21 protein-coding genes are annotated in these 25,675 nt (G+C 48.1%); 12 read left to right on the top strand and 9 right to left on the bottom strand.

Annotation, left to right across the window (positions count from 1 at the left end):
- The first annotated feature begins 3 nt into the window (after positions 1 to 3).
- Both ACO08K_RS03305 and ACO08K_RS03300 read left to right on the top strand, forming a co-directional pair.
- A complete protein-coding gene (locus ACO08K_RS03305; protein WP_421794971.1) occupies positions 4 to 1,071 on the top strand; it encodes a WD40/YVTN/BNR-like repeat-containing protein in 1,068 nt (355 codons plus the stop codon).
- A gap of 37 nt (positions 1,072 to 1,108) precedes the next feature.
- Positions 1,109 to 1,639, top strand: a complete 531-nt coding sequence (locus ACO08K_RS03300; RefSeq protein WP_421794970.1) for a hypothetical protein — start codon at positions 1,109 to 1,111, stop codon at positions 1,637 to 1,639.
- Between the two features lie 189 nt (positions 1,640 to 1,828).
- Here ACO08K_RS03300 and ACO08K_RS03295 read toward each other — a convergent pair whose 3' ends face one another.
- Positions 1,829 to 3,262, bottom strand: a complete 1,434-nt coding sequence (locus ACO08K_RS03295) for an NADP-dependent isocitrate dehydrogenase (RefSeq protein ID WP_421794969.1) — start codon at positions 3,260 to 3,262, stop codon at positions 1,829 to 1,831.
- A 92-nt stretch (positions 3,263 to 3,354) separates the two neighbouring features.
- Between ACO08K_RS03295 and ACO08K_RS03290 the strand changes: the two genes are divergently transcribed.
- The 3 genes from ACO08K_RS03290 (at position 3,355) to ACO08K_RS03280 (ending at position 6,323) form a co-directional block, all read left to right on the top strand.
- Positions 3,355 to 4,272 (top strand): LysR family transcriptional regulator, encoded by a 918-nt coding sequence (locus ACO08K_RS03290; protein ID WP_421794968.1) that lies wholly within the window; start codon positions 3,355 to 3,357, stop codon positions 4,270 to 4,272.
- 130 nt (positions 4,273 to 4,402) lie between these two features.
- Complete coding sequence (locus ACO08K_RS03285) at positions 4,403 to 5,005, top strand: hypothetical protein (RefSeq protein WP_421794967.1); 603 nt, start codon at positions 4,403 to 4,405, stop codon at positions 5,003 to 5,005.
- Between the two features lie 136 nt (positions 5,006 to 5,141).
- The gene (locus ACO08K_RS03280) at positions 5,142 to 6,323 is read left to right on the top strand and encodes a glutathionylspermidine synthase family protein (RefSeq protein WP_421794966.1); all 1,182 of its coding nucleotides are present in this window, start codon (positions 5,142 to 5,144) and stop codon (positions 6,321 to 6,323) included.
- A gap of 164 nt (positions 6,324 to 6,487) precedes the next feature.
- Here ACO08K_RS03280 and dinB read toward each other — a convergent pair whose 3' ends face one another.
- Positions 6,488 to 7,558 (bottom strand): DNA polymerase IV, encoded by a 1,071-nt coding sequence (gene dinB, locus ACO08K_RS03275; RefSeq protein WP_421794965.1) that lies wholly within the window; start codon positions 7,556 to 7,558, stop codon positions 6,488 to 6,490.
- A 136-nt stretch (positions 7,559 to 7,694) separates the two neighbouring features.
- Here dinB and ACO08K_RS03270 point away from each other — a divergent pair, with 136 nt between their 5' ends.
- On the top strand, positions 7,695 to 8,495 hold the full coding sequence (locus ACO08K_RS03270; RefSeq protein ID WP_421794964.1) for a 3-keto-disaccharide hydrolase: 801 nt from the start codon (positions 7,695 to 7,697) through the stop codon (positions 8,493 to 8,495).
- Between the two features lie 82 nt (positions 8,496 to 8,577).
- Positions 8,578 to 9,807, top strand: a complete 1,230-nt coding sequence (gene xseA, locus ACO08K_RS03265) for an exodeoxyribonuclease VII large subunit (RefSeq protein ID WP_421794963.1) — start codon at positions 8,578 to 8,580, stop codon at positions 9,805 to 9,807.
- 3 nt (positions 9,808 to 9,810) lie between these two features.
- On the opposite strand, the gene ACO08K_RS03260 is transcribed toward xseA, so the two are convergent.
- Entirely contained in the window at positions 9,811 to 10,989 is a 1,179-nt protein-coding gene (locus ACO08K_RS03260; protein WP_421794962.1) for a hypothetical protein, read from the bottom strand.
- A 76-nt stretch (positions 10,990 to 11,065) separates the two neighbouring features.
- On the opposite strand from ACO08K_RS03260, the gene xseB reads away from it, so the two are divergent.
- The 4 genes from xseB to murB are packed head-to-tail and all read left to right on the top strand — an operon-like array spanning position 11,066 to position 13,399.
- On the top strand, positions 11,066 to 11,254 hold the full coding sequence (gene xseB / locus ACO08K_RS03255) for an exodeoxyribonuclease VII small subunit (RefSeq protein ID WP_320028342.1): 189 nt from the start codon (positions 11,066 to 11,068) through the stop codon (positions 11,252 to 11,254).
- A 14-nt stretch (positions 11,255 to 11,268) separates the two neighbouring features.
- Entirely contained in the window at positions 11,269 to 11,748 is a 480-nt protein-coding gene (folK, locus tag ACO08K_RS03250) for a 2-amino-4-hydroxy-6-hydroxymethyldihydropteridine diphosphokinase (protein WP_421794961.1), read from the top strand.
- An 11-nt stretch (positions 11,749 to 11,759) separates the two neighbouring features.
- The gene (locus ACO08K_RS03245; RefSeq protein WP_421794960.1) at positions 11,760 to 12,407 is read left to right on the top strand and encodes a deoxynucleoside kinase; all 648 of its coding nucleotides are present in this window, start codon (positions 11,760 to 11,762) and stop codon (positions 12,405 to 12,407) included.
- Complete coding sequence (gene murB, locus ACO08K_RS03240) at positions 12,404 to 13,399, top strand: UDP-N-acetylmuramate dehydrogenase (protein WP_421794959.1); 996 nt, start codon at positions 12,404 to 12,406, stop codon at positions 13,397 to 13,399. Before ACO08K_RS03245 ends, murB begins: the two co-directional genes overlap by 4 nt.
- On the opposite strand, the gene ACO08K_RS03235 is transcribed toward murB, so the two are convergent.
- The 3 genes from ACO08K_RS03235 to ACO08K_RS03225 form a co-directional block, all read right to left on the bottom strand.
- Positions 13,400 to 13,897 carry an asparaginase domain-containing protein gene (locus tag ACO08K_RS03235; protein ID WP_421794958.1) on the bottom strand — a complete coding sequence of 166 codons (498 nt, stop codon included), beginning with the start codon at positions 13,895 to 13,897 and terminating at the stop codon, positions 13,400 to 13,402.
- A 237-nt stretch (positions 13,898 to 14,134) separates the two neighbouring features.
- A complete protein-coding gene (locus ACO08K_RS03230) occupies positions 14,135 to 16,207 on the bottom strand; it encodes a M16 family metallopeptidase (protein WP_421794957.1) in 2,073 nt (690 codons plus the stop codon).
- 27 nt (positions 16,208 to 16,234) lie between these two features.
- On the bottom strand, positions 16,235 to 17,557 hold the full coding sequence (locus tag ACO08K_RS03225; protein WP_421794956.1) for a M16 family metallopeptidase: 1,323 nt from the start codon (positions 17,555 to 17,557) through the stop codon (positions 16,235 to 16,237).
- 295 nt (positions 17,558 to 17,852) lie between these two features.
- On the opposite strand from ACO08K_RS03225, the gene ung reads away from it, so the two are divergent.
- On the top strand, positions 17,853 to 18,524 hold the full coding sequence (ung, locus tag ACO08K_RS03220) for a uracil-DNA glycosylase (protein ID WP_421794955.1): 672 nt from the start codon (positions 17,853 to 17,855) through the stop codon (positions 18,522 to 18,524).
- A 13-nt stretch (positions 18,525 to 18,537) separates the two neighbouring features.
- On the opposite strand, the gene ACO08K_RS03215 is transcribed toward ung, so the two are convergent.
- The 3 genes from ACO08K_RS03215 to ACO08K_RS03205 form a co-directional block, all read right to left on the bottom strand.
- Entirely contained in the window at positions 18,538 to 19,242 is a 705-nt protein-coding gene (locus tag ACO08K_RS03215) for a LytR/AlgR family response regulator transcription factor (RefSeq protein ID WP_421794954.1), read from the bottom strand.
- A gap of 2 nt (positions 19,243 to 19,244) precedes the next feature.
- Positions 19,245 to 20,276 carry a sensor histidine kinase gene (locus ACO08K_RS03210; protein WP_421794953.1) on the bottom strand — a complete coding sequence of 344 codons (1,032 nt, stop codon included), beginning with the start codon at positions 20,274 to 20,276 and terminating at the stop codon, positions 19,245 to 19,247.
- A gap of 182 nt (positions 20,277 to 20,458) precedes the next feature.
- Positions 20,459 to 25,441 carry an SdrD B-like domain-containing protein gene (locus tag ACO08K_RS03205; protein WP_421794952.1) on the bottom strand — a complete coding sequence of 1,661 codons (4,983 nt, stop codon included), beginning with the start codon at positions 25,439 to 25,441 and terminating at the stop codon, positions 20,459 to 20,461.
- Positions 25,442 to 25,675: the final 234 nt, after the last annotated feature.

Raw genomic sequence — 25,675 nt, 5'->3', positions numbered from 1 at the left:
ATCATGAAGATTTTTTTGTGCCTGTTTTTGTGCTTGGGGGGAGTTTACCTCTCCGCTCAACAACTACAATGGCAAAAACTCAACACAGAGCCTTATCCGGGCAAACAGGACGACATTTGTTTTGTCTCGCCTCAACTGGGCTGGTATGTCAATGGTTATGGTCGCATTTACCGCACCCGCGACGGTGGCCAAAGCTGGGAAAAACAATGGGAACAAAAGGGGACCTTTTTCCGCTGCGTGGCTTTTTTGGATAGCTTGCGTGGGTTCGCGGGTACAGTAGGTACGGATTATTTCCCCAATGTAACCGACACGATCCCCCTTTATCGTACCCTGGATGGGGGAAAAACCTGGGCACCCGTATCTTACAAAGGGCCTTATGTCAAAGGTCTTTGCGCCATCGACATCGTCAAAGAACAATTCATCAACCATGGCAAAATCGACTACAAATACCACGTCTACGCTGTAGGTCGGGTGGGTAGCCCTGCCATGATGATGGTGTCGGACGATGCTGGCCAAACCTTCATTTCCAGCGACCTGAATGGGGCGGCGAGTATGCTTTTCGACATCAAAATGTTCAACACCAAAGAAGGTATTGCTTGCGCGGCCTCCAATGCCGATATAGCTGAATCCAACGCCCTGATCTTACACACCAAAGATGGAGGCAAAACCTGGAACAAGGTCTTCCAATCGAGCCGCCCTTTTGAAACGACCTGGAAAGTCTCTTTCCCTAGCCGCAAAGTGGGCTATGTTACCATTCAATCCTACAATCCGGACCCCAATGTGAAGCAGCAGCGCGTAGCCAAAACCATCGATGGGGGCCTGAGTTGGAAAGAACTAAACCTTGTGGAAGACCCACAATCCCGCGAATTTGGCATTGGCTTCCTGGATGAGCTTCACGGTTATGTTGGTACAATGAGCACTGGATTTGAAACCAAAGATGGTGGCAAGACCTGGTCAAAGGTAGACCTGGGGCGCGCTTGTAACAAAATCCGCATTTATCAGGAACCGGGCCAAACTTATGGCTACGCCATCGGCGTAAATGTGTTTAAGCTCCAAAAAAGCCCCGAATAGAATCAATCCTCTAACATTTATAGCAAAAACCAAAAATATGCAAAATCTGATTGTAGGCATTTGTATCGTCCTTGGCCTCCTCGTGGGCATGAGTGTACAGGCACAAAGTGAAAACTGGGTGCAAACTGATCTGGGCGAAGGTGTTTCCATTAAATATCCTCAGATTCCCAGCAAGCGCGAGATGGACGGTGGGATCACCTTATTTCGCTTTAAAACCGCCGATAGCCTGGCGGTGCTCACGGTTTTGATTCGCGACTTGAGCAATCTGGGGATCAACGCGGAGCAACTGAGCGCAGCCGCAGAAACTTCAGAATTTTGGGATCAAGTGCAGAGTAGTTCTTTGCAAGCGCTTTCCAATTCTAAATTGCTTAAAGCAGAGCGAATTCAAGTGAATGACCAACCTGCACTGGCGCTTGACCTCGAATTTTCCAGAGATGGAAAGGTCAATGTAATGAGCCAGCTGATCTTTGTAAAAGGGATAAAGAGTTATACGGTGAATTTCAATAGCCTGGAACAAAAAGGAGACCCTGCGGTGAAGGAGGTGTATTTTGCCTCTCTAAAGTTTTAGTTGTTCAGTTCAATAATTTTCAGACTTCCGTTCCCTGTGGCCTGCAGCACTATTTTTGATGGTGCTGTGGGCTTTGGTTTTGGACATCACGGCCTTCAAAAAAAAGAGCTTAGAGGAGCAGATGCCCTCTAAGCCTTTGCATTGAATGTGAATAATACAACTATAGTAGGAAAAAATACGTGCTTTTATTTATTGTCCCTGACCCATTGAAAAGGCCGGTTTTCCATCAAAGGCATACAGGTTTTCCGTTTTTACAACATCAATCTCATGCTTCAGGGCATTGATGAGTAAGGTGATGGTGTCGTGTTTGATGAACTTGCCTTGTTGACCCTGATAGCGACAGCGCCAATGGTCGGTGCAAAAAGTTTCTTCAAATCCTTCGGGCCAAACCTTGATGCCGCGATTGGTGATCATGCTCAATTTAACTTCTTCCACCTCGAGCTCTTTCATCCGATTGGCCAGCTCATCAGGGTTGGTGCCAGACCAGTGCACGAACAAATCTATTCCCATCAGTTCTTTTTTAGCGGGCTTTTTACGCTGGTAGCGCGGCAATTGGATGGGTTTGCCTGCGGCGTAGCTCACCGCTGACAATTGTTGTGGTTGCTGGCCCAGGTTGGCGATTACCGCAGCGGCAAACTCCCTGGTGCCGACCTTTTGTTTGCTCACACCTTCTTTGTAAATGTCGTAGGTATGAATGCCGTCTTCGATGGTTTTCAACCAGGCGTTTTGCACCTTTTCAGCTACTTCGGTTTGACCAATGTGGTTGAGCATCATGATGGCGCCTTGCAACAAACCGGAAGGGTTCGCCAAATTTTGCCCAGCACGCCGCGGAGCTGAGCCGTGAATGGCTTCAAACATGGCACAACTCTCACCAATATTAGCTGAACCAGCTAGCCCCACTGAACCCGCAATTTGAGCAGCTACGTCCGAAAGTACATCCCCATACAAATTGGGCATCACAATGACGTCGAAAGCTTCAGGGGTATCAGCCATTTTGGCGGCGCCAATGTCGATGATCCAGTGTTCGTTTTCGATATCGGGATACTCCCTGGCAATTTCTTCAAACACCTGATGGAAAAGTCCATCGGTTTGTTTCATGATGTTGTCTTTCGTAAAGCAGGTCACCTTTTTGCGGCCGTACTGACGGGCGTATTCAAAAGCGTAGCGTACAATCTTTTCGCAGCCGGGGCGGCTGATCAATTTCAGGCATTGCACCACCTCATCGGTTTGTTGGTGTTCAATACCCGCGTAAAGGTCTTCCTCATTTTCCCGGATGATGACCACATCCATCTGCGGGTGTTTGGTTTTGACAAAGGGATGCAAGCTCATGCAAGGGCGTACGTTGGAGTACAAACCTAAAAACTTACGCGTGGTCACATTCAAACTTTTGTAGCCGCCTCCCTGAGGCGTAGTGATCGGCGCTTTCAGAAATACCTTGTTGCGGCGGATGATGTCCCAGGATTCTTTGGCAATGCCAGCGGTATTACCAGCAAGGTAAACCTTTTCACCTACCTCAATTTCTTCAATCTCAATTTGAGCACCAGCCGCCAGAATAATGTCCAGTGTGGCGTCCATGATTTCGGGACCAATTCCATCCCCTTTTGCTACAGTTATCTTTGTCATATCCGTCGTTTTGATTGTTGACGGTGCAAAACTCTGGAGATTTATTCATATGTTTTTATTTATCTTTGCAATGAAAATCATAAACAAAATTTATGAATTACACTTTAAACCAGTTGCAAGTATTCCAGAAGATTGCCCAAACCCAAAGTGTGACCAAAGCAGCCGAGGAACTACATCTTACCCAACCTGCGGTTTCCATTCAATTGCGCAATTTTCAAAACCAGTTCAAAATACCCCTAACCGAGGTGATCGGGCGGAAGATTTACATTACGGATTTTGGGCGGGAAATTGCCCAGGCAGCCGAGCAGATTCTGGAACAAGTAGCTGCCATTCAGTACAAAACCCTGGCTTATCAGGGGCAGTTGTTTGGCAAACTCAAAGTCTCTGTGGTATCTACCGGGAAGTACGTTATGCCTTACTTCCTGACTGCATTTATGCAAACACACCCCGGTGTTGAGCTAGAGATGGATGTGACCAATAAAACCAAAGTGATCAAGAGCCTGGAAGCAAATGAGGTAGACTTTTCACTTGTTTCTATTTTGCCGGAGCACTTGGCTTTGAATCACATCGATTTATTGGACAATAAGCTTTATTTGGTGGGCAATCGAGATACAACCCCATCCGAAGAAGTTGACTTAAAGGTGTTGTTTGAGCAAAGCCCTTTGATTTTTCGAGAAAAAGGGTCCGGCACCCGCCAGTCAATGGAAAAATTCATCGCTGAGCAACAGCTGAATGTGCAGAAAAAAATGGAATTGACCTCCAATGAGGCAGTCAAACAAGCGGTATTGGCAGGCTTAGGCTACTCCATTATGCCTTTGATCGGCATACGCAATGAGTTACAAAGCGGGGCGATGAAAATTATTCCCCTGGAAGGTTTGCCCATTCATACGGTCTGGCAATTGATTTGGTTAAAAGGTAAAAACTTGTCTCCCGTGGCAAATGCGTATGTGCGACATGTCGAAATGGAAAAGGAACGAATAGCTGATTTGCACTTTACCCATTCCAGATGATCCCCTTTCAGATCCCTATTGTAGGGTCATTTTGATTGTGGTAGAAAGCTGGTAGACCCTCGTCGGAAATCTTCAACTGGTATGGGAAGTTTTGCTACCTTTAATGTCATTTTTAAACAAAACAACCAACATGACTCCCGCTCGTCATTTTAGTAAAAACCCGAAGTTCAATGATCGTCTGCGCCAGGGTGGTCTTTATGTAGCAGTAGCTGCCTTGCTGGCTACCCATACCCAGTGTACCAACAGTGGGGGAGGAGGTGATTGGGAAGCAGTAACCACTTATGAAGTGACCAAAGGCGTGCAAACCACCCTGGAAGAAGTAGAGCCCGATAAATTTGAGGTAGTAGACGAACAATTGCTCGAAGGCAAAGCTGCTTCCAGTGTCATCATCAAACGTTTGACGGGGGAAGTGGATACGCTCGGCCTGGCCGAAGCTCAATCCTTGGTGACTAGTCAGGATACGGTTTCAACCCATTCTACGACAAATAACAATACACATTATCGCCACGGTTATGGAATTGGCCCGGTATTGTACTGGAGTTCATTCGGGCACATGATGGGAAGAAGTTTTAATACTCCTTCTCCATACAACGTTTACCGCAGTAATGGTTTTGCCAGTTCAGGTGTAACCGATCAACTGCGTAGTACAGCCCTTTCACGCACCGAAATGCGGCCCGTACGTGGACGCACCGGATTTTTTGGTGGCAGTGGCCGCTCGCGTTTTGGCTCCTAAACAAAGGGGCAATAAAAAATAAGTGCTTCATTTTGCCAAAGGATTAGATGAGTAAATGGTTCATTTTAAGTTTCTTATCTAATCCTTTGGCCCAAGAAAAATGAAGCACTTATTTTTGCCCCACAACAAAACTTACATGCAGACCCATCAATTGCCCCAATTGCCCAGCGCCGTGTATGAGGAAATGGGCTGGAGCTACTTTTTATCGCCGGAAGGAAATGCTTACCTGACCGAGGAGATCGTTGAAATCAGCGCCGCCGAAAGGGATGCTTTTTATGCCGCGGGTAACCACTTGTATGAACTTTTTGTGGAAGCGGCGGAATACGTTCTGGAGAATGACCTCCTGCACACCCTGGGTATTCCTCCCAATTTGTATGATTTGATTGAGTATACCTGGGAGGATGAAAGACACCTACACCTCTATGGTCGATTTGACATAGTGGGAGGTGTCGATGGCTTGCCGATGAAGGTTTTGGAGTTTAATGCCGATACACCTACCTCAGTTCCCGAAACAGCCATTATCCAATGGGCTCAACTGCGGGCGAACGGAATTTCGGAAGATCGCCAGTTTAATTTTTTATACGAGGCCCTGGTGGACAACTTCAAACGACTGAAAAAGCTCAATCCTGGTCGCGAAGCTGCCATTTTGTTCTCCACGCTGGCTGGCGCACCGGAAGATGATCACAATGTAGAATTGCTCCAAACGGCAGCCCGGGAGGCTGGTTTTGAAACTGCTTTTCGCTACATCGACCAGGTCATCTTTTCAGATGTCAATGGCATCTTTGTCGAAGAAGAGGATGGAAACACTACCCAATATCCCTTCTGGTTCAAACTCATCCCTTGGGAGTACATCGCCGAGGACGAACCGGAATTGTGTCGCATGCTGACCAATATTGTCACTCGCGGCCTGGCCATTGTGCTCAACCCGGCCTACACTATGCTGTTCCAATCCAAGGCCATCATGGCTTACCTTTGGCAACTGCATCCTAAAGATCCATTGCTCCTAAAAACAACCTTGGAAGAACCTGTCGGGCGCGAGCATTATCCTTTTGTAGAAAAAGTGGTTTTGGGTCGAGAGGGTGCCAATGTGGCGATTTTTGACGACGATGGCCTGCCAGAAACTGCCCGCAGTGGCGATTACGAAAATCAGATCAAGGTGTATCAGTCCCTGGCGCAATTGGCACGTGATGATGCGGGAAATTACTATCAAGCGGGTCTGTTTTTTGCCTACGAGGCTTGTGGTATCGGGTTTCGGCGCAGCGCTCACCGCATCATTGACAATGGCGCCCAGTTCATTGGGCACTGGGTAAGAGTGTAAAAGTGTAAAAGTTGAGTACTACTAAGGTGCTCTAAGGTGTCTAAGGTGGTTCAAATATAAATGTTTCTATTATACTTGTTTGAACCACCTTAGACACCTTAGAGCACCTTAGCCGTTATTCATCTACTCCACTCGAGTTATGCCTAAAATAAAAAGATGTTGTTTTAGGGAAACTCCAATTCGAGCTGTATCCCACCCTCCGCTTCATTTTCCTTCTCCAAATTGGACAAAGTCACCCCCAATAGGCGTACTACTGGGGCCTCTTCGAGGTGCTGATCCAGCAAGTCGTGCACAATCCGAATCAACTCATCCAGGTTGCGAATTTCGGAAGCAAAGGAGCGGCTACGGGTAAGGATTTTAAAGTCGGGCGACTTGAGTTTCAGCGTTACCGTACGCCCAAAGTTCTCTGTTTTACTCATGTACCGATGCACCCCTTCCACCAAATCGCTGAGTTTGTTTTTCATGATTTCAGGATCACTCACATCGTCATTAAACGTGCGTTCCGCCCCAATGGATTTGCGGATGCGGTGCGGATTTACGTCCCGATTGTCTTCGGCCCGCACAATGCGGTAATAATGCCGCCCGGCTTTTCCAAAAAATCGCACCAGATCTGCTTCGCTGCGTTCCTTGAGATCGCCCCCTTTGTAAATGCCCATGTTGTGCATTTTGCGGGCGGTAACCTTGCCTACGCCGTGGAATTTTTCCACTGGGAGTTGCTCCAAAAAAGGAATGGCCTCTTCTGGAGTAATCACTTTGATGCCATTGGGTTTGTTGATGTCGGAGGCTATTTTGGCCAAAAACTTGTTGAAAGAAACCCCGGCTGAAGCCGTCAATCCCGTCTCTTTTTCGATGCGTTGTCGGATTTCCTGAGCAATCAGGGTAGCCGAGGACATGTTCTTTTTGTTTTCACTCACGTCCAGGTAGGCTTCATCCAGGGAAAGGGGTTCCACCAGGTCGGTATAATCCAGAAATATCTCCCGAATTTGGTTGGACACAGTACGATACACTTCAAAGCGGGACCGCACAAACACAATCTCCGGGCACAAACGCCGGGCCATTCCACCCGACATGGCACTGCGCACGCCAAATTTTCGCGCCTCGTAACTGGCCGATGCCACTACACCCCGCGTGCCGCCACCACCCACCGCCAAAGGCCTGCCACGCAGCTCCGGGTTGTCCCGTTGCTCCACCGAGGCAAAGAAGGCGTCCATATCGATGTGGATGATTTTGCGCATGGCAATCATTGGCGTTTCAATAGCAAAAATATAAAAACTTATCGGCGACTTTTAAAAAGAAAAATTTTAACTTTTAGTCTTGTTGAATAGAAGGTGATTGCGCCTTTTTAGTATGTTGTGGCAAAATTTAACCATCATGAGACTCACACTTGTCGTCCTCCTCCTGGCCCTGAGCCAACTCTGCCTGGCACAGCCTCAATTCAAAGGCAAATGGAAACCCATCTTCAACGGCAAAAACCTGAAAGGTTGGGATGTAAAAATCCGGGGTTATGCCCTCAATGAAAATTTTGGCAATACCTTCCGGGTGGTAGACGGGAAAATGCAAGTGAATTATGAAGCATATACCGACTTTAAAGAACAGTTCGGGCATATTTTTTACAAAAAACCTTACAGCTATTACATTGTAGCGGCTGAATACCGCTTCATCGGCCAGCAGGCGCCCAAAGGGCCGGATTGGGCTTTTCGCAACAGCGGCATCATGGTCCACGGCCAACCCGCCGCAACCATGGGCAAGGATCAGGATTTCCCCATTTCCATCGAGGTGCAACTCTTGGGACAAGACGTGAACATCAAGGCTCCGCGCACCACCGCGAACCTTTGCACACCCGGTACACATGTAGAGATGAACGGCAAATTGTTTACCCCGCATTGCACCAATTCCAAGTCCAAAACCTACTACGGCGACGAGTGGGTACGCGTTGAAGTAATGGTTTTGGGCGACTCCATCATCAAACACATCGTCAATGGCGATACGGTTTTGACCTATCAAAAACCGCAAATCGGCGGCGGCACCGTCAGCGGTTTTGATCCTGCAGTCAAAAAAGACGGCCAAATGCTCACTTCTGGCACCATTTCCCTGCAAAGTGAAAGCCATCCAGTGGAATTCAGAAAGGTGGAGGTGATGGATTTGGAGAAGTATTATCGGAAGAAGAAATAGGTAGGACTGTAGAGACGCACGGCTGTGCGTCTTAGTTATGGATAAAGAGACGCACAACCGTGCGTCTCTACAAACCTCACGTATGCAAGCCATTTCCCTTTTCGAACTCCAATCCTTCCTGCGTCAAGTAGTTGCACTGAACTTTCCAGATGCGCTATGGGTGCGTTGTGAAATTGCGCAGCTGAGCCAGTCGAGAGGGCATGTGTACCTGGAACTGGTGGAAAAAGCCGAGAATGAAAATGAACCCACTGCTCAAGCTTCGGCGGTCATTTGGCAAAGTGCCCAGCGCAGGTTACAAAGCAAATTGGGGGCCGCCAATTGGAAAGCGCTGCTTCAGGTAGGTGCGGAGGTGCTGTTGCGGGTAAAAGTGGAACACCACGAGCGCTACGGCCTCAAGCTGATGGTGGACGACATCGATCCCAGTTATACCCTGGGCAAACTGGAGCAACGCCGCCGCCAACTGTACGAGCAATTGAAACAGCAGGGGCTCCTGGGCAAAAACGGGGACTTGCCCCTGCGCCCGGTTTTGCAGCGCATTGCCGTGATCAGCTCGGAAACGGCCGCTGGCTTCCAGGATTTTTTACAACATTTGGGCGAAAATGTTTATGGTTATACCTTTAAATCCAGTTTATTTCCTGCCGCCATGCAGGGTGCCCTTGTAGAGACTGAAGTACTGAAACAACTCCTGGCCATCCAGCGCCGGATAGCTGGGTTTGATGCGGTAGTCTTGATTCGGGGCGGAGGTGCCAAGCTGGATCTGGCGGGTTTTGATAGTTTGGCGCTGTGCGAAGCCATTGCGAAATTTCCCTTGCCCATTTTGACCGGGATTGGCCACGATGTGGACGAAACTTTGGTAGATCTGGTGGCCCATACCGCTTTAAAAACCCCCACTGCAGTTGCCGATTATTTGCTGCAACACAACTTGCATTTCGAAAGTCAATTGCTGGAGTTGAGCCAGTTCCTGAGGTATCAGGCGGCGGAAAGTTTCCACGCCGCTGAATTGCAACTCAGTACTTGTATCCAATCTTTACAAACCATCCCTCAACTGATTTTGGCTCGGCAGCAGGATAAGTTGCAGCGCATCGCGGCGGAGTTGCCCCTCGTTGCGCGTTACCAACAACGCGAGCAGGTACAAAAAATCGAACAATTGGAGCAGATTTGCCAATTGTTGAGCATTGAGGGGACATTGCAGCGGGGTTTTGCGCTAGTGTCCAAAAATGGCAAGCCTGTTGCTTCGGCGCAAGAAATTATGGCTGATGAAAGTTTGGAGATTGAATTCAGAGATGGGGTAATTCAAAGTAAGGTGAAGTAACTCTTATGGCCTAACCTCCAGCCAGGGAATACCCCAGCGCCCCTCAAAAAATAATACCCTCACAGTATCCCCTTTGTTCAAACGCTGATAGGTCACTTTATCCACCTGAACCTCATCAATCGGGTAATCGAAGTCTAATGGCTCCAGGCTCAGGTAGTAGGTAGTGGTTTTTCCGGTGGTCTTGTCTTTGTCTAGAATCTGGGCATGGAATCCAGCAGCATTGGATTGATCCAAAGCGCAATTGGTGCACAATATGGCTCCGTAACTGTATGCTAAAGTGATGCCCAAAACGACCAAGGCCATTAAAAAACTTTGACCTTTTTGCCAATCAAATTCCCGGTTTCCAAGTAGCAACCCAGCGGATAAGGGCAGGGCCACCAACGGTAAAAGCCACCAGAGTTTTTCAAAATCATAAATATTCAGATCCAACATTGCTCGAAGAAACAAAGCCATGGATGGGATGAAAAACGCCAAAAAAACGGATGGATGAGTGCTGTTCTTTTTTTCTTCGATATGAATGAGCCCTTTGAATAGTTTGACGAGCACTATGGCTGCAATGGGGCACAACATAGAGGCAATAATGGCTGCAAGGTAGGGCTTTGGATAAAAAAAAGTCCAGGCAGCAATGATTCCTGCCACCCAATTGAGCACCTTGGTACTGAGCCGGGCATTATGAAACTGAGTTTGCCTTTCAGCTACTGAAAATCCAAAAGTATTGTCTTCGATGATGTGTTGGTAACTGTCCCCCATCTCCAATTCGTCAAGGTCAGAATACTTGCTGGCCAGGATGTCGACCAATTCTCCCAAGTTGCCAAAATATTTACTGATTTTAATCCGCTTGACGCCCGGGGTTTTGGCTTCGATGATTAGGGATTTGTCATCGATCCTAAAGCCCTTAATTTCATTCAATTTGATGGAACGACTAAAGAGAATATTTTTATAATCAATGGATTGATCAGTCAGGATTACTTTGCTTACAATGGTGTCTGCAACTCCCGCAATCATCAACCCAATCATGGCTATAGAAACGGGAATGGCGAACCAAAAAAACTCAGCCGTTTCATTTGTTCGCCAACTCGGGATGAACAATAACAGAATTGGCATGCTAAATAAACCAATTAGCAATGGTGCAAAAATGAAGATAAAAATCGCCCAACCCTTGGCCATTTTATATTCCTTCATTGAGGCTCATTTTTCATTCAAAATATTTTTCACACAATTTCGACCCACAATTTAAGGGATATTATCTTTGCTCGCTATGGAAACGACTTACGAAAGCGCTCTGGAAGAACTTCAACAAATCACGCAGCATTTGCAGGAGGGCAAAATTGGCATCGACGAGTTGGCCGTGCAGTTGCAACGGGCCGCTGAACTGATTCGTTTTTGCCGCGAAAAACTGCGCAGCGTGGAAAAAGACATTGAAGGGCTATTTGAAGAATTGACATGATGTCAAACAAGCACATGGAACGGGTTTATTTGGCTACTGGTAGCAACATTGGCGACAAATCGGCCCATCTGGCCAAGGCATTGGAACTCATTGAAGTTTACGTCGGCGATCTGGTGCAAGTCTCCGGGGTGTACCGTACAGCTGCATGGGGTATTGAAGACCAACCCGAGTTTTTGAACCAGGCCATGGCCGTAGATTCCAATCTGGAACCAGAAACCTTGTTGTTGGCAGTCATGGAGATTGAACGCCAAATGGGACGTGAGCGCCGCATCCGTTGGGGTGAACGATTGATCGACATCGACATCCTGTTTTACGGCAATCTGGTTTCCCAGTCCCAACGGCTTACCATACCCCATCCCTTTATCCAGGAGCGCAATTTTGTGTTGCAACCGCTACTCGAAATCGCGCCGGATTTTTACCACCCCGTTTTACAAAAAAGCATTCGTGAACTAGCGGCGGCCTGCCCCGATCCCCTGAAAGTGGAACGGATTTGAACGACCTGATTATGACCGAAAACACCTTTCCATACCAGTTCATCGCCATCGAGGGCAATATCGGCGCTGGCAAAACCACCTTGTCCAATCAACTGGCCGCCGAGTACGGCTGTCGCTTGATCCTGGAACAGTTTACGGACAATCCATTTTTACCGCTTTTTTACGACAATCCTGAACGCTACGCTTTTCCGGTTGAGTTGTTTTTTATGACCGAAAGGCACAAACAGCTCCAAGAGGAACTGTCGCAGACCCACTTGTTTCAACAGTCGATCATCGCCGATTATTTTTTTATCAAAACCTTGTTGTTTGCCAAAAACAACCTCAAAGAAGAAGAATACCGCCTCTTTCAGCGCTTGTTCAATGTGTTGAATTCAACCTTTCCCCGGCCCGATTTGTTGGTGTACCTGCATCGTCCCGTAGAACGCCTGATGTACCAGATCCGCAAACGGGGCCGTGCTTTTGAGCAAGACATCAGCGACGCTTACCTGGAACAAATTCAGGCTGCATACCTGGAGTTTTTCCGCACCGAAAGTTCCATTCCTATTCTGATCATCGAACTGGAAGACCTTGATTTCGCCCATGAACCCGAAGCTTACCAACAAGTCAAAGACCTGATTTTTCAAACCTACTCCTCGGGGGTACACCGCAAAAAGCCATGACCTCATTAAAAACCTACAATACTTTTGGCGTAGAAGCCCAGGCCCCCGAAATGCTGACAATCGAATCAGAAGACCAATTGTTGGAGCTGTTGCGCACACGTGCCAAGCGGCCCTACTTGATTCTCGGTGGCGGTAGCAATGTTTTGTTTCGCCAAAGTCCCAGTGGTGCCGTTTTGCTCAATCGCATCAAGGGCAGAGTTGTGGTAGAGGAAACTACAACTGAGGTTACCATAGGGGTTGGAGCTGGAGAAAACTGGCACGAACTGGTACTGTGGACGCTTGAACACAATTGGGGTGGGTTGGAAAACCTTTCCCTGATTCCCGGCACAGTCGGAGCCGCGCCCATTCAAAACATAGGTGCTTACGGCGTTGAATTGAAAGATACTTTTGTTGGCTTGGAGGCCATTGAATTGAGAAGTGGGGAGGAGCAGGTTTTTTCAGCCGAAGATTGTGCATTTGGCTACCGCGATAGTTATTTCAAAAGGGCAGGTAGGGGCAAATATTTCATCACCCGGGTGTACCTGACTTTGCAAAAACAACCATTGGTCAATATTTCCTACGGGGCGATCAAAGAGGTATTGCAGGCTGCAAATATTGACCAACCCACCATCCAGGATGTAAGCAAAGCAGTGGTGAAAATCCGCAGTTCCAAGTTGCCCGATCCAGCATTCATTGGCAACGCTGGTAGTTTTTTCAAAAACCCGGAACTGGAGGCTGAGCAGTTTACCCGTTTACAAGCTGAGTATCCCCAAATCCCCCATTTTTTTGCCCCCGCAAGCAGGGTGAAAGTGCCCGCTGGCTGGCTCATTGAGCAGTGTGGCTGGAAAGGTCAACGCCGGGGCAATGCGGGCTGTTATGACAAACAGGCGCTGGTGCTGGTCAATTTAGGCGGTGCTACCGGTGCAGAAATTTGGGCATTGGCGCAGGAAATTATGGAAACAGTTAAAATGAAATTTGGGGTAGTGTTGGAAGTAGAGGTCAACGTGATTTGATTATTCCGGGTGAATTGTCTCAAAATTCCCCGTCTTCCGGTTTTTCCGCACATTGTCCCAATGGAAGTAACGGCCATTCATCACGACATACACCCCTGGCGGTAGCATCTGCACAAAAGCCAGGGCGCTCCCCATGTTGAAAAATCCATCCGAAGAAGTGCCAAAAGCGTAGGGAATCATGGCTCCGGTAAGGACTATGGTTTTGCTGTCAAGTGGGGTGTTGGCCAGGTAAGTCGCAGTTTCCACGATGGTGTCGGTACCGTGGGTGATTAAAATCCGATCGTGCTGATTTCGCTGGCAATTGTGGGCAATGATGGAGCGATCGGCATCGGTCATTTGCAGGCTGTCGATCATCATCAGGGTTTTGACGTCGACATCGAGGGTGCAGCGCCCGGTGACCAACATTTTGGGTAGGTGGGTATCCTGGAAATACAATTCACCTTTGATGTAATTGTATTCTTTATCGAAGGTGCCGCCAGTGACGAAGATTTGGATCATGGTATTGGGTAAACAGCATTATAGGACATTTTGCTCGGAGGACATCAATTGCCCCAGGCTTCAGCCTGGGGGCAAAGAAAACCCTCTGATTTGGGCTTTAGCCTTTGCTTAAAAATTAATGCTTAGGCTAAAGCCTGATCAAAGGTGGAAACCCGATCCACGAGCTTTAGCGCGTGGCAATTGATGTCCTCCGGGCAAAATGTCCAGTAGTGTGTGATTCAGGCGGTAAATTTAGGATTATTCTACCTTAAACTTGGCATCATCCAGGCCCTTATTCCATTCGATGGATTTGACCTTGAATTCCAGTGGAAAAGGCAGCACTCCGGCAATAACCACCTTGCGCGGTGCAAAGATTCCGTTTTGTTCTTGATAATCAGCAAATTCAGTGGTTTGTGTTCCCGCTTCGCTGGTTTCTACACTTTTGACCATATAGCCCGTTTTGACATCAAAGTAAGTGGTCTCTTTGTTGCCTTGGGGGTCTTCGATGATCACTTTGTGGGCTTCATTGCCATTCACCGCTTCGGTGCCTTTGTAGCTGAGTTTGTAGCCCAGTTTTGCGTAGTGCAATTCGGGGAAAATCAGGGCTTCGCCCTCGGCTTTTTTCAACTCCTTTTCGCCCATCGCCGCCGATTGGCCTTGCTGGGTTACTTTGCCTTTTTTTCCATCGAATACTTGTGATTGTACCTCATTGCCCATGGCTGTCACACTGATTTTGACTTTTCCCGGATCTTTTTTCAGGGATACCATCTCCAGGGTCATACCTTGCACACTGGCTTCCATGCTCAAGGATTCGTCCTTGATGGCCATCAGTTTTTCCTTGCCGCCAATGGCCTGGATGTATTTGTCGATGACCTGTTCAGCACTAATTCCGCCTGCCGCCGGGGCTGCTGGTGCTTTGACCGGATTGCCATCTGTATCGAAATAATTGACCGTTCCAAAGGCTTTCAACTTATCTGCTACATCATCCTGGCTACCCACCACTACGATGTGGGCATTTGCGGGGAGCAGGTATTTTTGCGCAGCTGCCTGGATTTGCTCAGGGGTGATTTTGCTGAGGCGTTCCAGGTAAGTATTGTAATAATCTTTGGGTAAGCCATAACGAGCCGTGTTGAGGGCATAAGTGGCAATGGTTTGGGGTCTTTCCAAGCGCATGGCAAAAGTGCCGGCCATGACAGCCTTCACCCGACTGAGTTCCTCTGGTTTTACCAAGGTCTCACGCATCTTCTTGAATTCTTGCATGAATTCAACGATGGCACTGTCGGTAACTGCATTGCGGAAGCTACCCGAAGCAGTGAAATAGCCCACTTCCGTATCCGGGCTAACATTTGAGTAAGCACCATAGGTGTACCCTTTGTCCTCCCGCAGGTTCAGGTACAAACGGCTATTGGAATCACCACCAAACAAAGTGTTCATCACAATCACCGCCAAATAATCGGGCTGACTTGGCTTGAGTTGGACAGGGTAAGTAATGTCAATAACAGACTGCACTGAGCCATCCCGGTTGACAAAATCAACCTGCGTTTGTTTGGGCGCAGTTGGGGCTGCGAAAGGTGTTTTGCTTACCGTTCCTTTCTGCCATTTGCCAAAATACTGGGTTGCCTTGGCCAGTGCCTGAGCGGGCGTAATGTCTCCCACCACAATCAGGTAAGAGATATTTGGCTTAAAATAAGTGGCATAATATTTACGGCACTGCTCTAACGTAATTTTATTGACAGTGGCCTCGGTGCTCAGTTCGCCGTAAGGGTGATTTTTGCCGTACCGCACCACATTGGCTACATTTCCAGCAATGGCTTCCGGATCTTCCTTGGCTGAGGCTAGACCAGACAAGGTTTGCTTCTTCAATTTTTCAAACTCCTCGGCTGGGAAGGTGGGATTGAACAACATATCACTCATCAAGGCGAGTACCTTGTCCTGATGTTTGGTCAAACCTGATCCGAACAAACCGGTGGCACTGGAACTGATGTTGGCACCGATAAAATCGATGGCTTCATCCAGTTGGGCCTTGGTTTTGGTTTTGGTGCCGTTGGCCAGCAATGAGCCCGCCATTTCACCTACCCCGGCGAATTCCCCTTCAAGATTGAGCGGGGCATCAATGAAGAGTTGGAAGGATACCTTAGGCAATCGGTGGTTTTCTACCACAATAACCTTGAGTCCGTTTGGCAGTACGTTTTGAACGTAGTTGCCCAGTTGAATTTTTGGTGCAGGAAGGGCAGCTGGTGCCTTTTTGCGAAAATCTTCCTGTGCTTTCAGGGTCAAGCTCAGGCCCAGACCCAGTAAAAAGCATATGCTGTAAATGATGTATTTTTTCATGTTTTGACAGTTCTTCGGGTTAGTCAATTATTGTTTTTGTTCGGGCAACCAGTAGAGTACCACACGGTTGTTTTTGTCCAGGTATTTTTTGGCTACCCTTTGCAAATCTTCGCGTGTCACCTTGAGGTAACGGTTGATGTTGGTGTTGATCAGGTTGGCATCGCCGTAATAGGTCTCAAAATTGGCGAGGTTTTCGGCAATCCCTTCCAGCGTACTGTTTTCGTCAACCAGATCAGCTTCGAGTTGATTGCGCAGTTTTTGGAATTCCGTTTCCGGTACCAATTGGGTTTTTACCCTTTCAATTTCCACATCCAAAGCTTCCTCTACCTTGGCCGGTGCAATTCCTAAGCCTGCAATGCCCAGAATGATAGAGGCTCCTGGTTGCTCCAAAGGCAGCGAAACGGATTGAGCTGCAACAGCCAGCTGTTTTTCATCCACCAAGGCCTTATACATCCGCGATGATTGCCCGCCAGAAAGCAGGCGATTCAACATTTGCAGGGCATAAAAGTCAGGATCGGTTTGGGCAGGGGTGCGGTAAGCCATAAAGACACCAGGCAATTGTACCTTGTCAAAAATGGTGTCTCGAACTTCTTTACCCAATGCCGGCTCAACAATCGTTGGGCGATAAATTGGCCGGGTACCTTTGGGGATGCTTGAGAAATACTTTTCGATCATCGGTTTGATCTGTGCCGGATTGATGTCACCAGCAATGGTCAACACCGCATTGTTGGGCACGTAAAAGTCTTTGTAAAAATTGACATAGTCGGATTCGGTGGCATTGTCCAGGTGCTCCATTGAGCCAATGGGCGTCCAGCGATAGGGGTGTTGCTTGAAGAGGCGCAGCGCCATTTCTTCCAAAAAGCGACCATAAGGCTGATTGTCGATGCGCTGACGGCGCTCTTCTTTCACCACCTGGCGCTGGGTCTCAATACCTTTGGTCTCGACCTTGGCGTGCAACATCCGTTCTGATTCCAGCCACAAAGCCAGAGGCAATTGATTGGACGGCAGAATTTCGTAATAATAGGTACGATCCTGGGAAGTGTTGGCATTGTTGACACCGCCAGCGCCCGAGAGGTATTTGTCAAACTCACCTCGACCTACATTGGCAGAGCCTTCAAACAGCAAGTGCTCAAAGAAGTGAGCAAATCCGGTACGTTCTGGGTTCTCGTTTTTCGAACCGACATGATACAGGACGGACACCACTACAATCGGGGTAGAATGTTCTTCGTGTAAAATCACCTTGAGGCCATTGCTCAGGGTATAGCGTTCAAATTTTACAGGGTTCAACTGAGCATTGGCCAAGAAAGGCAAACTCAGCATACACAACAGCAGGGAATACGAAATACGCATAAGGCTGATTGGTTTAATGGAGAAATAAGGTATCTGGTTTATCTATAAGGTATAAAGACAAATCCAGGCTTAAAAGTTGGCATTAGAACGCTGTTCTTTTAAATTCTTGGATGAAAAATTGGAAAAATATCGACCAATGAAAGTTGAGGAGTTGAGAAGTTTAGAAGTTGAGGCTACCGCGAGCGACTTAGACAAGGACGTTTTCAAAATCGCTCGCGGTAGCCTCAACCTTCTCAACCTTCTCAACTTTCTCAACTTTTTTCCGTAACCTTGCCTATCCAATACCCATCCACCCATGCCAGACGTAAAAATTGAAGCCTCCTGGAAAGCCGCCTTGGCGGAGGAATTTGAAAAGCCTTATTTTCAGGTTTTAATTGATTTTTTGAAAAAAGAAAAAGCCGCCGGGAAGGTCATTTTTCCACCGGGGCCGCTCATCTTTAATGCGTTTGAGTGCACGCCAATTGATGCGGTGAAAGTGGTGATTTTAGGCCAGGATCCTTACCATAACCCAGGAGAAGCCATGGGTTTGTCCTTTTCGGTACCCAAGGGAGTCAGAGTGCCGCCCTCCCTCAAAAACATCTATCAAGAGTTGTTCACCGATTTACAAATCCCGAAAGCAGAGCACGGCGATTTGAGCAACTGGGCCCAGCAAGGGGTATTTTTACTCAATACCATGTTAACGGTAGAGCAAAAGCAGGCCGGCTCTCATCAAAAGGCGGGCTGGCACTTTTTTACGGATGCCGTCATCCAAACCCTTTCAGAGAAGCGGGAACATTTGGTCTTTATGCTTTGGGGAAACCCTGCGCGTAAAAAGGCAGAATTGATAGATGGGAACAAACACCTGATTTTGGAAGCCGCGCACCCTTCACCATTAGCGGGCGGTGCCTTTTTTAATTGCAAACATTTTTCCAAAGCCAACGCCTATTTGAAAGAGCATGGTATGGGAGAGATCAATTGGGTGGTATAATTAAGGTAGGGTTTTATTTGAAAATATCCGCCACTACCTCATCCCGTTTCCCTCTACTGATCGGGATTTTTACGGTACCAATCTCCAGCATATTGCCATCTAGTGCACTGACCTTGGATTTGGCCACGATGTAGGATTTGTGCACCCGGCTAAATTGTTGATTCGGGAGTAGCTCCTCTAGGTTGCGCAAACTTTCAAGGGTGACGTACCTGCGATTGCCACTGCACACAAAGCGGACGTATTCTTTAAGCCCTTCGATGTAGAGGATGTCATCCACGAACACTTTGACCAGTTTGCCATCTACTTTCAAGGATAAAAAATCAGGGGCAGCAGAGCTTTGAGCCGGGTTTCCTGCCTGGCGGGCGTTCAGTAGCTGTTTGGCTTTTTGCACCGCCTGTAAAAATCGTTCAAAGGGAAAAGGTTTGAGCAGGTAGTCCACTACATTGAGGTCGTAGGCCTCGATGGCGTATTCTGTGTAAGCAGTTGTAAAAACAACCAAGGGTGGGTTTTGTAGGGTTTTGAGCAGATTATTACCACTCAGCACGGGCATCTGAATGTCGAGGAACAACAAATCAACCTGGCCCAGCTGCAAACGCTCCAGCGCTTTCATCGGTAATTTTTCTTTACCAACTATTTCCAAATCGGGCACTTGTTGGGCGTAAGTTTCCAGCAAATTGAGCGCGAGGTATTCGTCATCGACGAGCAAGGTGCGGATCATGGCTATAGTTTGAGCTTTAAGTTTACTTCAAAGGTATTGGCCTGGTCCTGCACGTCAAACTGGTGGGCAGCAGGGTACAATAACGCCAGGCGTTGGCGCAGATTATCCAGACCAACACCTCCCACATCGTCCTTTTGTACGTGCTGTACGTCATCTTTGCTATTCCGGGTTTTAAACTGCAGCCATCCTTTTTCGACACGCAATTCAATCTGGATAAAAGCTGTTTCATTGAGCTCAAAATCAGCGTGTTTGCAACAGTTTTCCACCAAGGGAATCAGCAACATGGGTTCGAGCCGAGCGCCCTCAATGTGGCCATCAATTTTAAACGTGATGTTCAGTGGTGTTTCACTGCGCATGCGGAACAGCTGTAAATACTGCTCAATATGGGAGATTTCCGTTTCCAGGGGGATTTGTTCCGCTTTGGAGTCGTAAACTACATAGCGCAAGAGTTTAGAAAGCTGCATGACCATATCCGCAGTTTGTGGAGAGCGAACTACCGCCAGGGAATAAATATTATTCAGGGTGTTGAACAAAAAATGCGGGTTGATCTGGGCGCGCAAAAACTGCAATTGAGCCTCGTTCTGCTTGCTGATGATGGCCAGGTTTTGTTGCTCGTGGCGAAAACGAATCTCCAGAATTTGGTAGAAGGTACTGACCAGAAGTGTGAGGATGTTGGTTAAAATGGCACCAGCCCACCATTTGTTGCCTTCGGATAAGATGACTGTACTGGGCCGAATGGGAGGAAAAAAATCATTCAGGTTGATGCGGATTGCGGCAATGCCGAGCATCAGTAGGGTAGCCCACAGCAGGAATTGTACATAATGGTTTTTTTCAAAATAGCGCTCTACCAGCCAAAGATTGGCATAAAACAACAGCGCCATGGGCAGCAAATTACCCAAACCCCTTAAAAAACTTATGCCCAGATTGCCATACAAGGGCATAAACAACCAGGCATATACCACAATCAACACCAGCCAAACGCCAATGTGAAAAGCTACTTTTAGGCGGTAATTGTTCAAAAAATGCTTATTCATTGTTTTAGCTTGAATGTGTTACCTCAAAGCTACACAATGGCAACATTTTCAGGATATGCTTTCAATGAATGGTAGGAATTTTTAAACGAAAAGCAGGAAAGATGAGAGATGAGAGATGAAAGATGAGAGATTCGCGTTACCGTTTTCATCTCTCATCTCTTATCTCTCATCTTTTCACTCTTTTATTCCTTCACAATCTTCACCACCTCAGTTCCCAGTTCCCCTAAGTTCAACTTGAGGACGTAGAAACCAGCAGGTAGTCCGTCGAGGTCTAAACCATCGAGCAGCGCGCCTGCGTCGACTTTTTTACTGGTACGCAAGCGACCGTCGGCGTTGAACAGTTCCAGGGTGATGGCGCTGTTGGATTGTTGCAGGAATTGGATCACGAGGCGGTCGGTGACCGGGTTGGGATACACGTTGAACAGTTCATCGGCACCAACTCCAACTTTGGTATTGGCCAGTTTGGAGAAAGCGTCTTTACCCGAAACATTGTTGATCATCCGAACCCGGTAAATATTGATGCCTCGTTTGGCATCGTAGTCGATGTATTCGTATTCCTGTTTGCCATCCTTGATGCGAAGCGGTTCTTTCACAGTGGCAATTTTGTCAAACAGCACAGCATCTTTTGAACGTTGTACATCAAAGGTATAGGTATACCCATCGTTGCGTACTGCCCAGTTGAGCCGGATGGTTTGATCGTTCATCGGCACCGCATCGAGACCAAAACTGTTGATACCGCCACCACAAAGGGTTGGGTTGTCACTGATGGAAAGTGAAGTAGAGAAACTACCAACGCAGTTGTTTTCGGAAACCGTTACGGTTACCCCAAAGCGACCAGCGTATTCAAAACCTACGGTGACAACTTTGCCATAGGCAACCCTTGGATTGACACCCGAATCGAAATCCCAGCGCACGCCCGCGTTTTGGGTTCCGGTTTCGATTTGCAAAATGGCATTGTCTTTAAGGCAAAAACCAGTTGGGCTCTTCCAGTCAATTTTTACGGCATCGCCTACTTCAATGGTAACCACATTGTTCTCAATGTAAGGGCAATTGGCGTCTTTGATGCGCACACAACGGGCAAAATAAGTGGTCTGTTGCAGTGGACCTGGATCGTATTCCGGTGAATTGGAATTAGGGATAGGTTCAAAAAACGCCATGTCAAAACGAGAACTACTGACGGATTTCATCCACAAATACTCCACTTCACCAGGGGCGCCACTTGGCGACTCTACATTGACCAGCGGTGCCGGATCAGCACCCGGGCCGCATAATTTCTGATCGTAGCCAATTTTACCAGCATAAGTCAGGTTTACACAAGGTTTGATCAATCCGGCATCAATGGTCAGGTCGATTTCTCCGTCGTCCAGAATAATGACATCCGTCATCAAAGTTGTTGGGTCGTAGTCGCTATCGATTGCATCGTTGCTGCCCGAATTGGCTTTACCGACGGTAAACCCTGGAGGCAGCAGAATGGTCAGCTTGTACTGCCCGGCAGGACCCGTGTAATTGAACTTGCCATTGGCATCCGTTATGATGGTGTCAGGAATAGAAAGGCCACCTTTGGGGATTACCAGAATGACGATTTTTACACCAGGAATACCCGGCTCCCCGGGATCTTGAATACCATCTTCATCTAGGTCATGCCATACAAAATCACCGATAACTGCACGGCAATTCTCGCGGGTAATCACGATCAGTCTGCGCAGTACGGCCTCACAGGCTTCCACGCTGCTGGGTGAAAGGCGCGCAATCAATTCGTAAGTGCCAACTGGAAGGGTACTTGGATCAATGCTGGATACGGGTTGCCCATTGAGTGTAAAGGAAATCTCACCAGGGATTGAACTGGTAGCTTGTAGCACAAATGGTGCGGCATTCACACAGAAAGTATCCCTGAAATCACGCAGGTTGGAGATGCTGATGGTGGGGTAGGAGCAGGTATTGCGGAAAATCATGGTATCCACACCATTCGTCACCCGCAGGGTGTAACCTTGGGCGTCGATGTGCCGGAAAGTCAGGGAGAAAATGCCCGGACTGGTGCTTGGCAGTGTGGTGCCTACTGTTATAGGCAGAGGTGCTGCCGGTGGATTTGGACTGTCATTGCGGAATACCCCAACAGCACTGGTAATGCGCCAGGTTTCTCCCGGCAAGGCCTCAATGGTGATGGTTTCGCGGAAATGGCCAGTGAAGGCGTCACTTGCATTGTTGAGACAAACGCAGGTACCTAAGGTGCTGCCTTTAGGACTTGGCGTGACCCCTGCATCCCAATCCAGGTTACTGGTGCCAGGTTGTACACAAAAAGTATCTGTCGCATAGGTAATCGGGTCAATGTCACTGTCTAATGCATCGTTGGTACCTACATTGGGTTGGGTAGGCCGCAGGGTATCCGGAAGCACAAATGTCACTTTATAACAACCAGGGTCTACAGTGAAAAGGTATTTGCCGTTTAGGCCCGTAGTGGTCATGGCCATTGAAGTATTGCCTGGGTCAACCCGGTTGAGCACAACCTTGATGCCTGGAATGCCAGGTTCTCCAGCATCCATAATCCCGTCTTTGTCGGTATCAAACCACAACATATCGCCAATGAGTGCCTTGCTGGGATTGAGTGCTACTGTACAGGAGGTAACACAACCCAGGGCATCGGTAGTAGTCACAGAGTAAGTACCACCATTGAGGTTTTTAACTGCGCTCGTGGTAGCTCCATTGCTCCAAATATAGGTATATGGCCCGGTACCACCAGTAACCCGCACCTCGGCTTCACCGTCGCTGACTCCAGGTACGGTAACCGCTTTGATAACCACTACCTGGCAAAGCAAAGCTCCTGCATCGCGTACCCGGAAGGTATCAATCACCTGGCATTCGCGGGCATCGGTGACCGTTATGCTGTATAGTCCGGCATTGAGTTGAGTGATGGCTGAGGTTGTAGCTCCGTTGCTCCATTGATAGGTGTAAGGAGTAGTACCACCGCTTACCGTACATCGTGCGGCACCAGTTTGGGGAGCACCACACACTATTGCATTGCCACTCATCCGGGTACGCAAGGTATCGGGTTGAGTGATTACAAAACTGGTATCCTTGCTACAACTGTTTTGATCCGTTACGGTAATGCGGTAAGTACCGGGTGCCAGGTTATCCACCGTAGAGGTGCTGCTGCCATTGCTCCAGTTGTAAGTGAGTGTGCCATTGCCTCCCGTAACGGTCAGAGCAATGCGGCCATTGTTTTCCCCGTTGCAGTTTACATCCGACTTGAGGGCGGTAAATTTAAAACCCGAGTTAAGTAAAATGGTGTCATTGGCCGTTTTGATGCAATTTCTGGCGTCGGTAACGGTAACACTGTAGGGCCCAGGGGGAATGTTTTGAACACTGGAGGTAGTGGCACCATTGCTCCAGAGATATTTATAGGGAGCAGTTCCTCCACTTACGGTGATCTGCCCGGTACCTGCATTGACATTGCTACAAAGGAAATCGCTCACTTTAAGGGTTACGATCAAAGCGGGTGGATCGAGCAGGGTGGCAGAGCCTTGCACTACGCAGGCTTTTGCATCCCGCACAATGACCCCATAAGTTCCTGCCGCCAAAGTATCAATGGTTTGGGTGGCTTTGCGATTGCTCCAGATGTAAACAAAAGGGGCGGTGCCTCCACTCACCAGAGCGGTAATTCGGCCATTGTTTTGGCCCGTGCAATCGATCTGTTTTACATCCAGGGTCAGCTCCATACTCGGCGGCTCGGTGATGGTAGTTGCCCCAAATTTTTGGCAGCCTTTCGCATCAGTTACGGTCACCCGGTAAGTGCCACTGGCCAGGTTTGAGATCGAGTCAGTGGTAGCGCCATTGTTCCACAAATAAGTGAATGGACCAACGCCGCCAGTGGCTTTCACTTTGGCGGTGCCTTTGGTTGCACCACAAGTATTGTTATTGGTAGAAGTAACGGTGATTTCAATCGGAGGGGGCGATTTTACCTCTACATCTACTATTTTAGTACATCCTTTGCCGTCGGTCACGGTAACGCGGTAGGTACCGGGAGCTAATTTGCTAATGGTGTTGGTCGATCCCCCTACCGCCCAATTAAAGGTATAAGGCTGCGAGCCTCCCGTGACTTCAACTAAGGCAAAGCCGTCGATATTGCCCGGGCAAGAAACGGGGACTCCAATGGGCTTGACGTTCAAATTGGAACCCGGTAGCAAAGTGTCTATAGCTGTAGCGGTACAACCCCGCACGTCGGTGGCGGTAACTGTGTAAATGCCCTCACCCAGGCCTGCGATGGTATTGGTGGTAGCTCCGGTGTTCCAGCGGTAAATAAATCCACCGTTGCCGCCACTGGCTGTAGCTGCAATGGAACCATTGAGGTCGCCGGCACAAATTGGATCATCCGGGTCAAGGGTAATTCGGATGGGGGTTTTGTTGGCCACAGTCGTGGTTGCTGTACCTGAACAGCCGCCAGCATCAATCACGGTAACGGAATAAGCTCCAGGTTGCAGGTTGTTGATGGCTGAAGTGGTAGCCCCATTGCTCCATTTGTATTCGTAGGGCGCAGTGCCTCCGCTAACCGTGACATTGGCTGAGCCATTGTTTACGCCAGGGCAAGTAATCGCGGTAGATTTGATGTCCAGGATCATTGGATTGATGGACACGGTAAAGCAGGCGATTTTCCCACACAATTTGGAGTCTGTCACCGTAACGCAGTATTTGCCCGGTTGGGTCGCAGTATAGGTTTGTCCGGGAACCATTCCGTCCCAGGTATACGTATAAGGTGGGAAACCGCCACTTCCTGTAGCCTTGATGGTGGCTGGAGAAGTACAACTTTGGGACTCAAAAGTCACATTGATGCGTGGTGGATCGGTGAGGGTGGCCGTTCCAGTAACGGTGCGGCTAGCTGCATCCGTAACGCTTACGGTGTAAGTGCCCGCCGCCAAACTACTGACCTCACCAGTGGTGGCGCCTGTACTCCAGGCGAAAGTATAAGGGGCTGTGCCACCGCTCGGTGTGCACACAATTTTGCTTCCTACATTTAACCCAGCACAGGTCGGGTGAGTAATGTCGAAGCTTAGAGAAATTTGTGCCAGTACTTCAGTGTTCCAACTACTGACCAGTAGGGTAAGCCCCAGCAAGAGTAGTTTAATCGGCACGCCATACGTTTGGGACAAAATAGCGTTTGGTCTTTTGAACATTGGATTAAAATTTGTTAGCATGAAAAATACGAACCCGGTGCTGCTCCAAACAGCGAGGCCAATGCAAAAAGACTGAAAAATGGGTTGGACTACTTCAAAAGATGGGGAGAACGAATAAAAATGTAGTTGTGGCTTTACGTACTGCAAATTAACAACTAATTTTTGAGAAGGGCAAAGCTTTGTTAAAGATAATGTGGATTTTTTTTAATGTTAACGGCTTGTTGTCAAAAAAAA

Origin of the sequence: Haliscomenobacter sp., from assembly GCF_965225875.1 — a bacterium.
Classification (GTDB): domain Bacteria; phylum Bacteroidota; class Bacteroidia; order Chitinophagales; family Saprospiraceae; genus Haliscomenobacter.
This window is presented reverse-complemented; position numbering and strand designations above follow the sequence as displayed.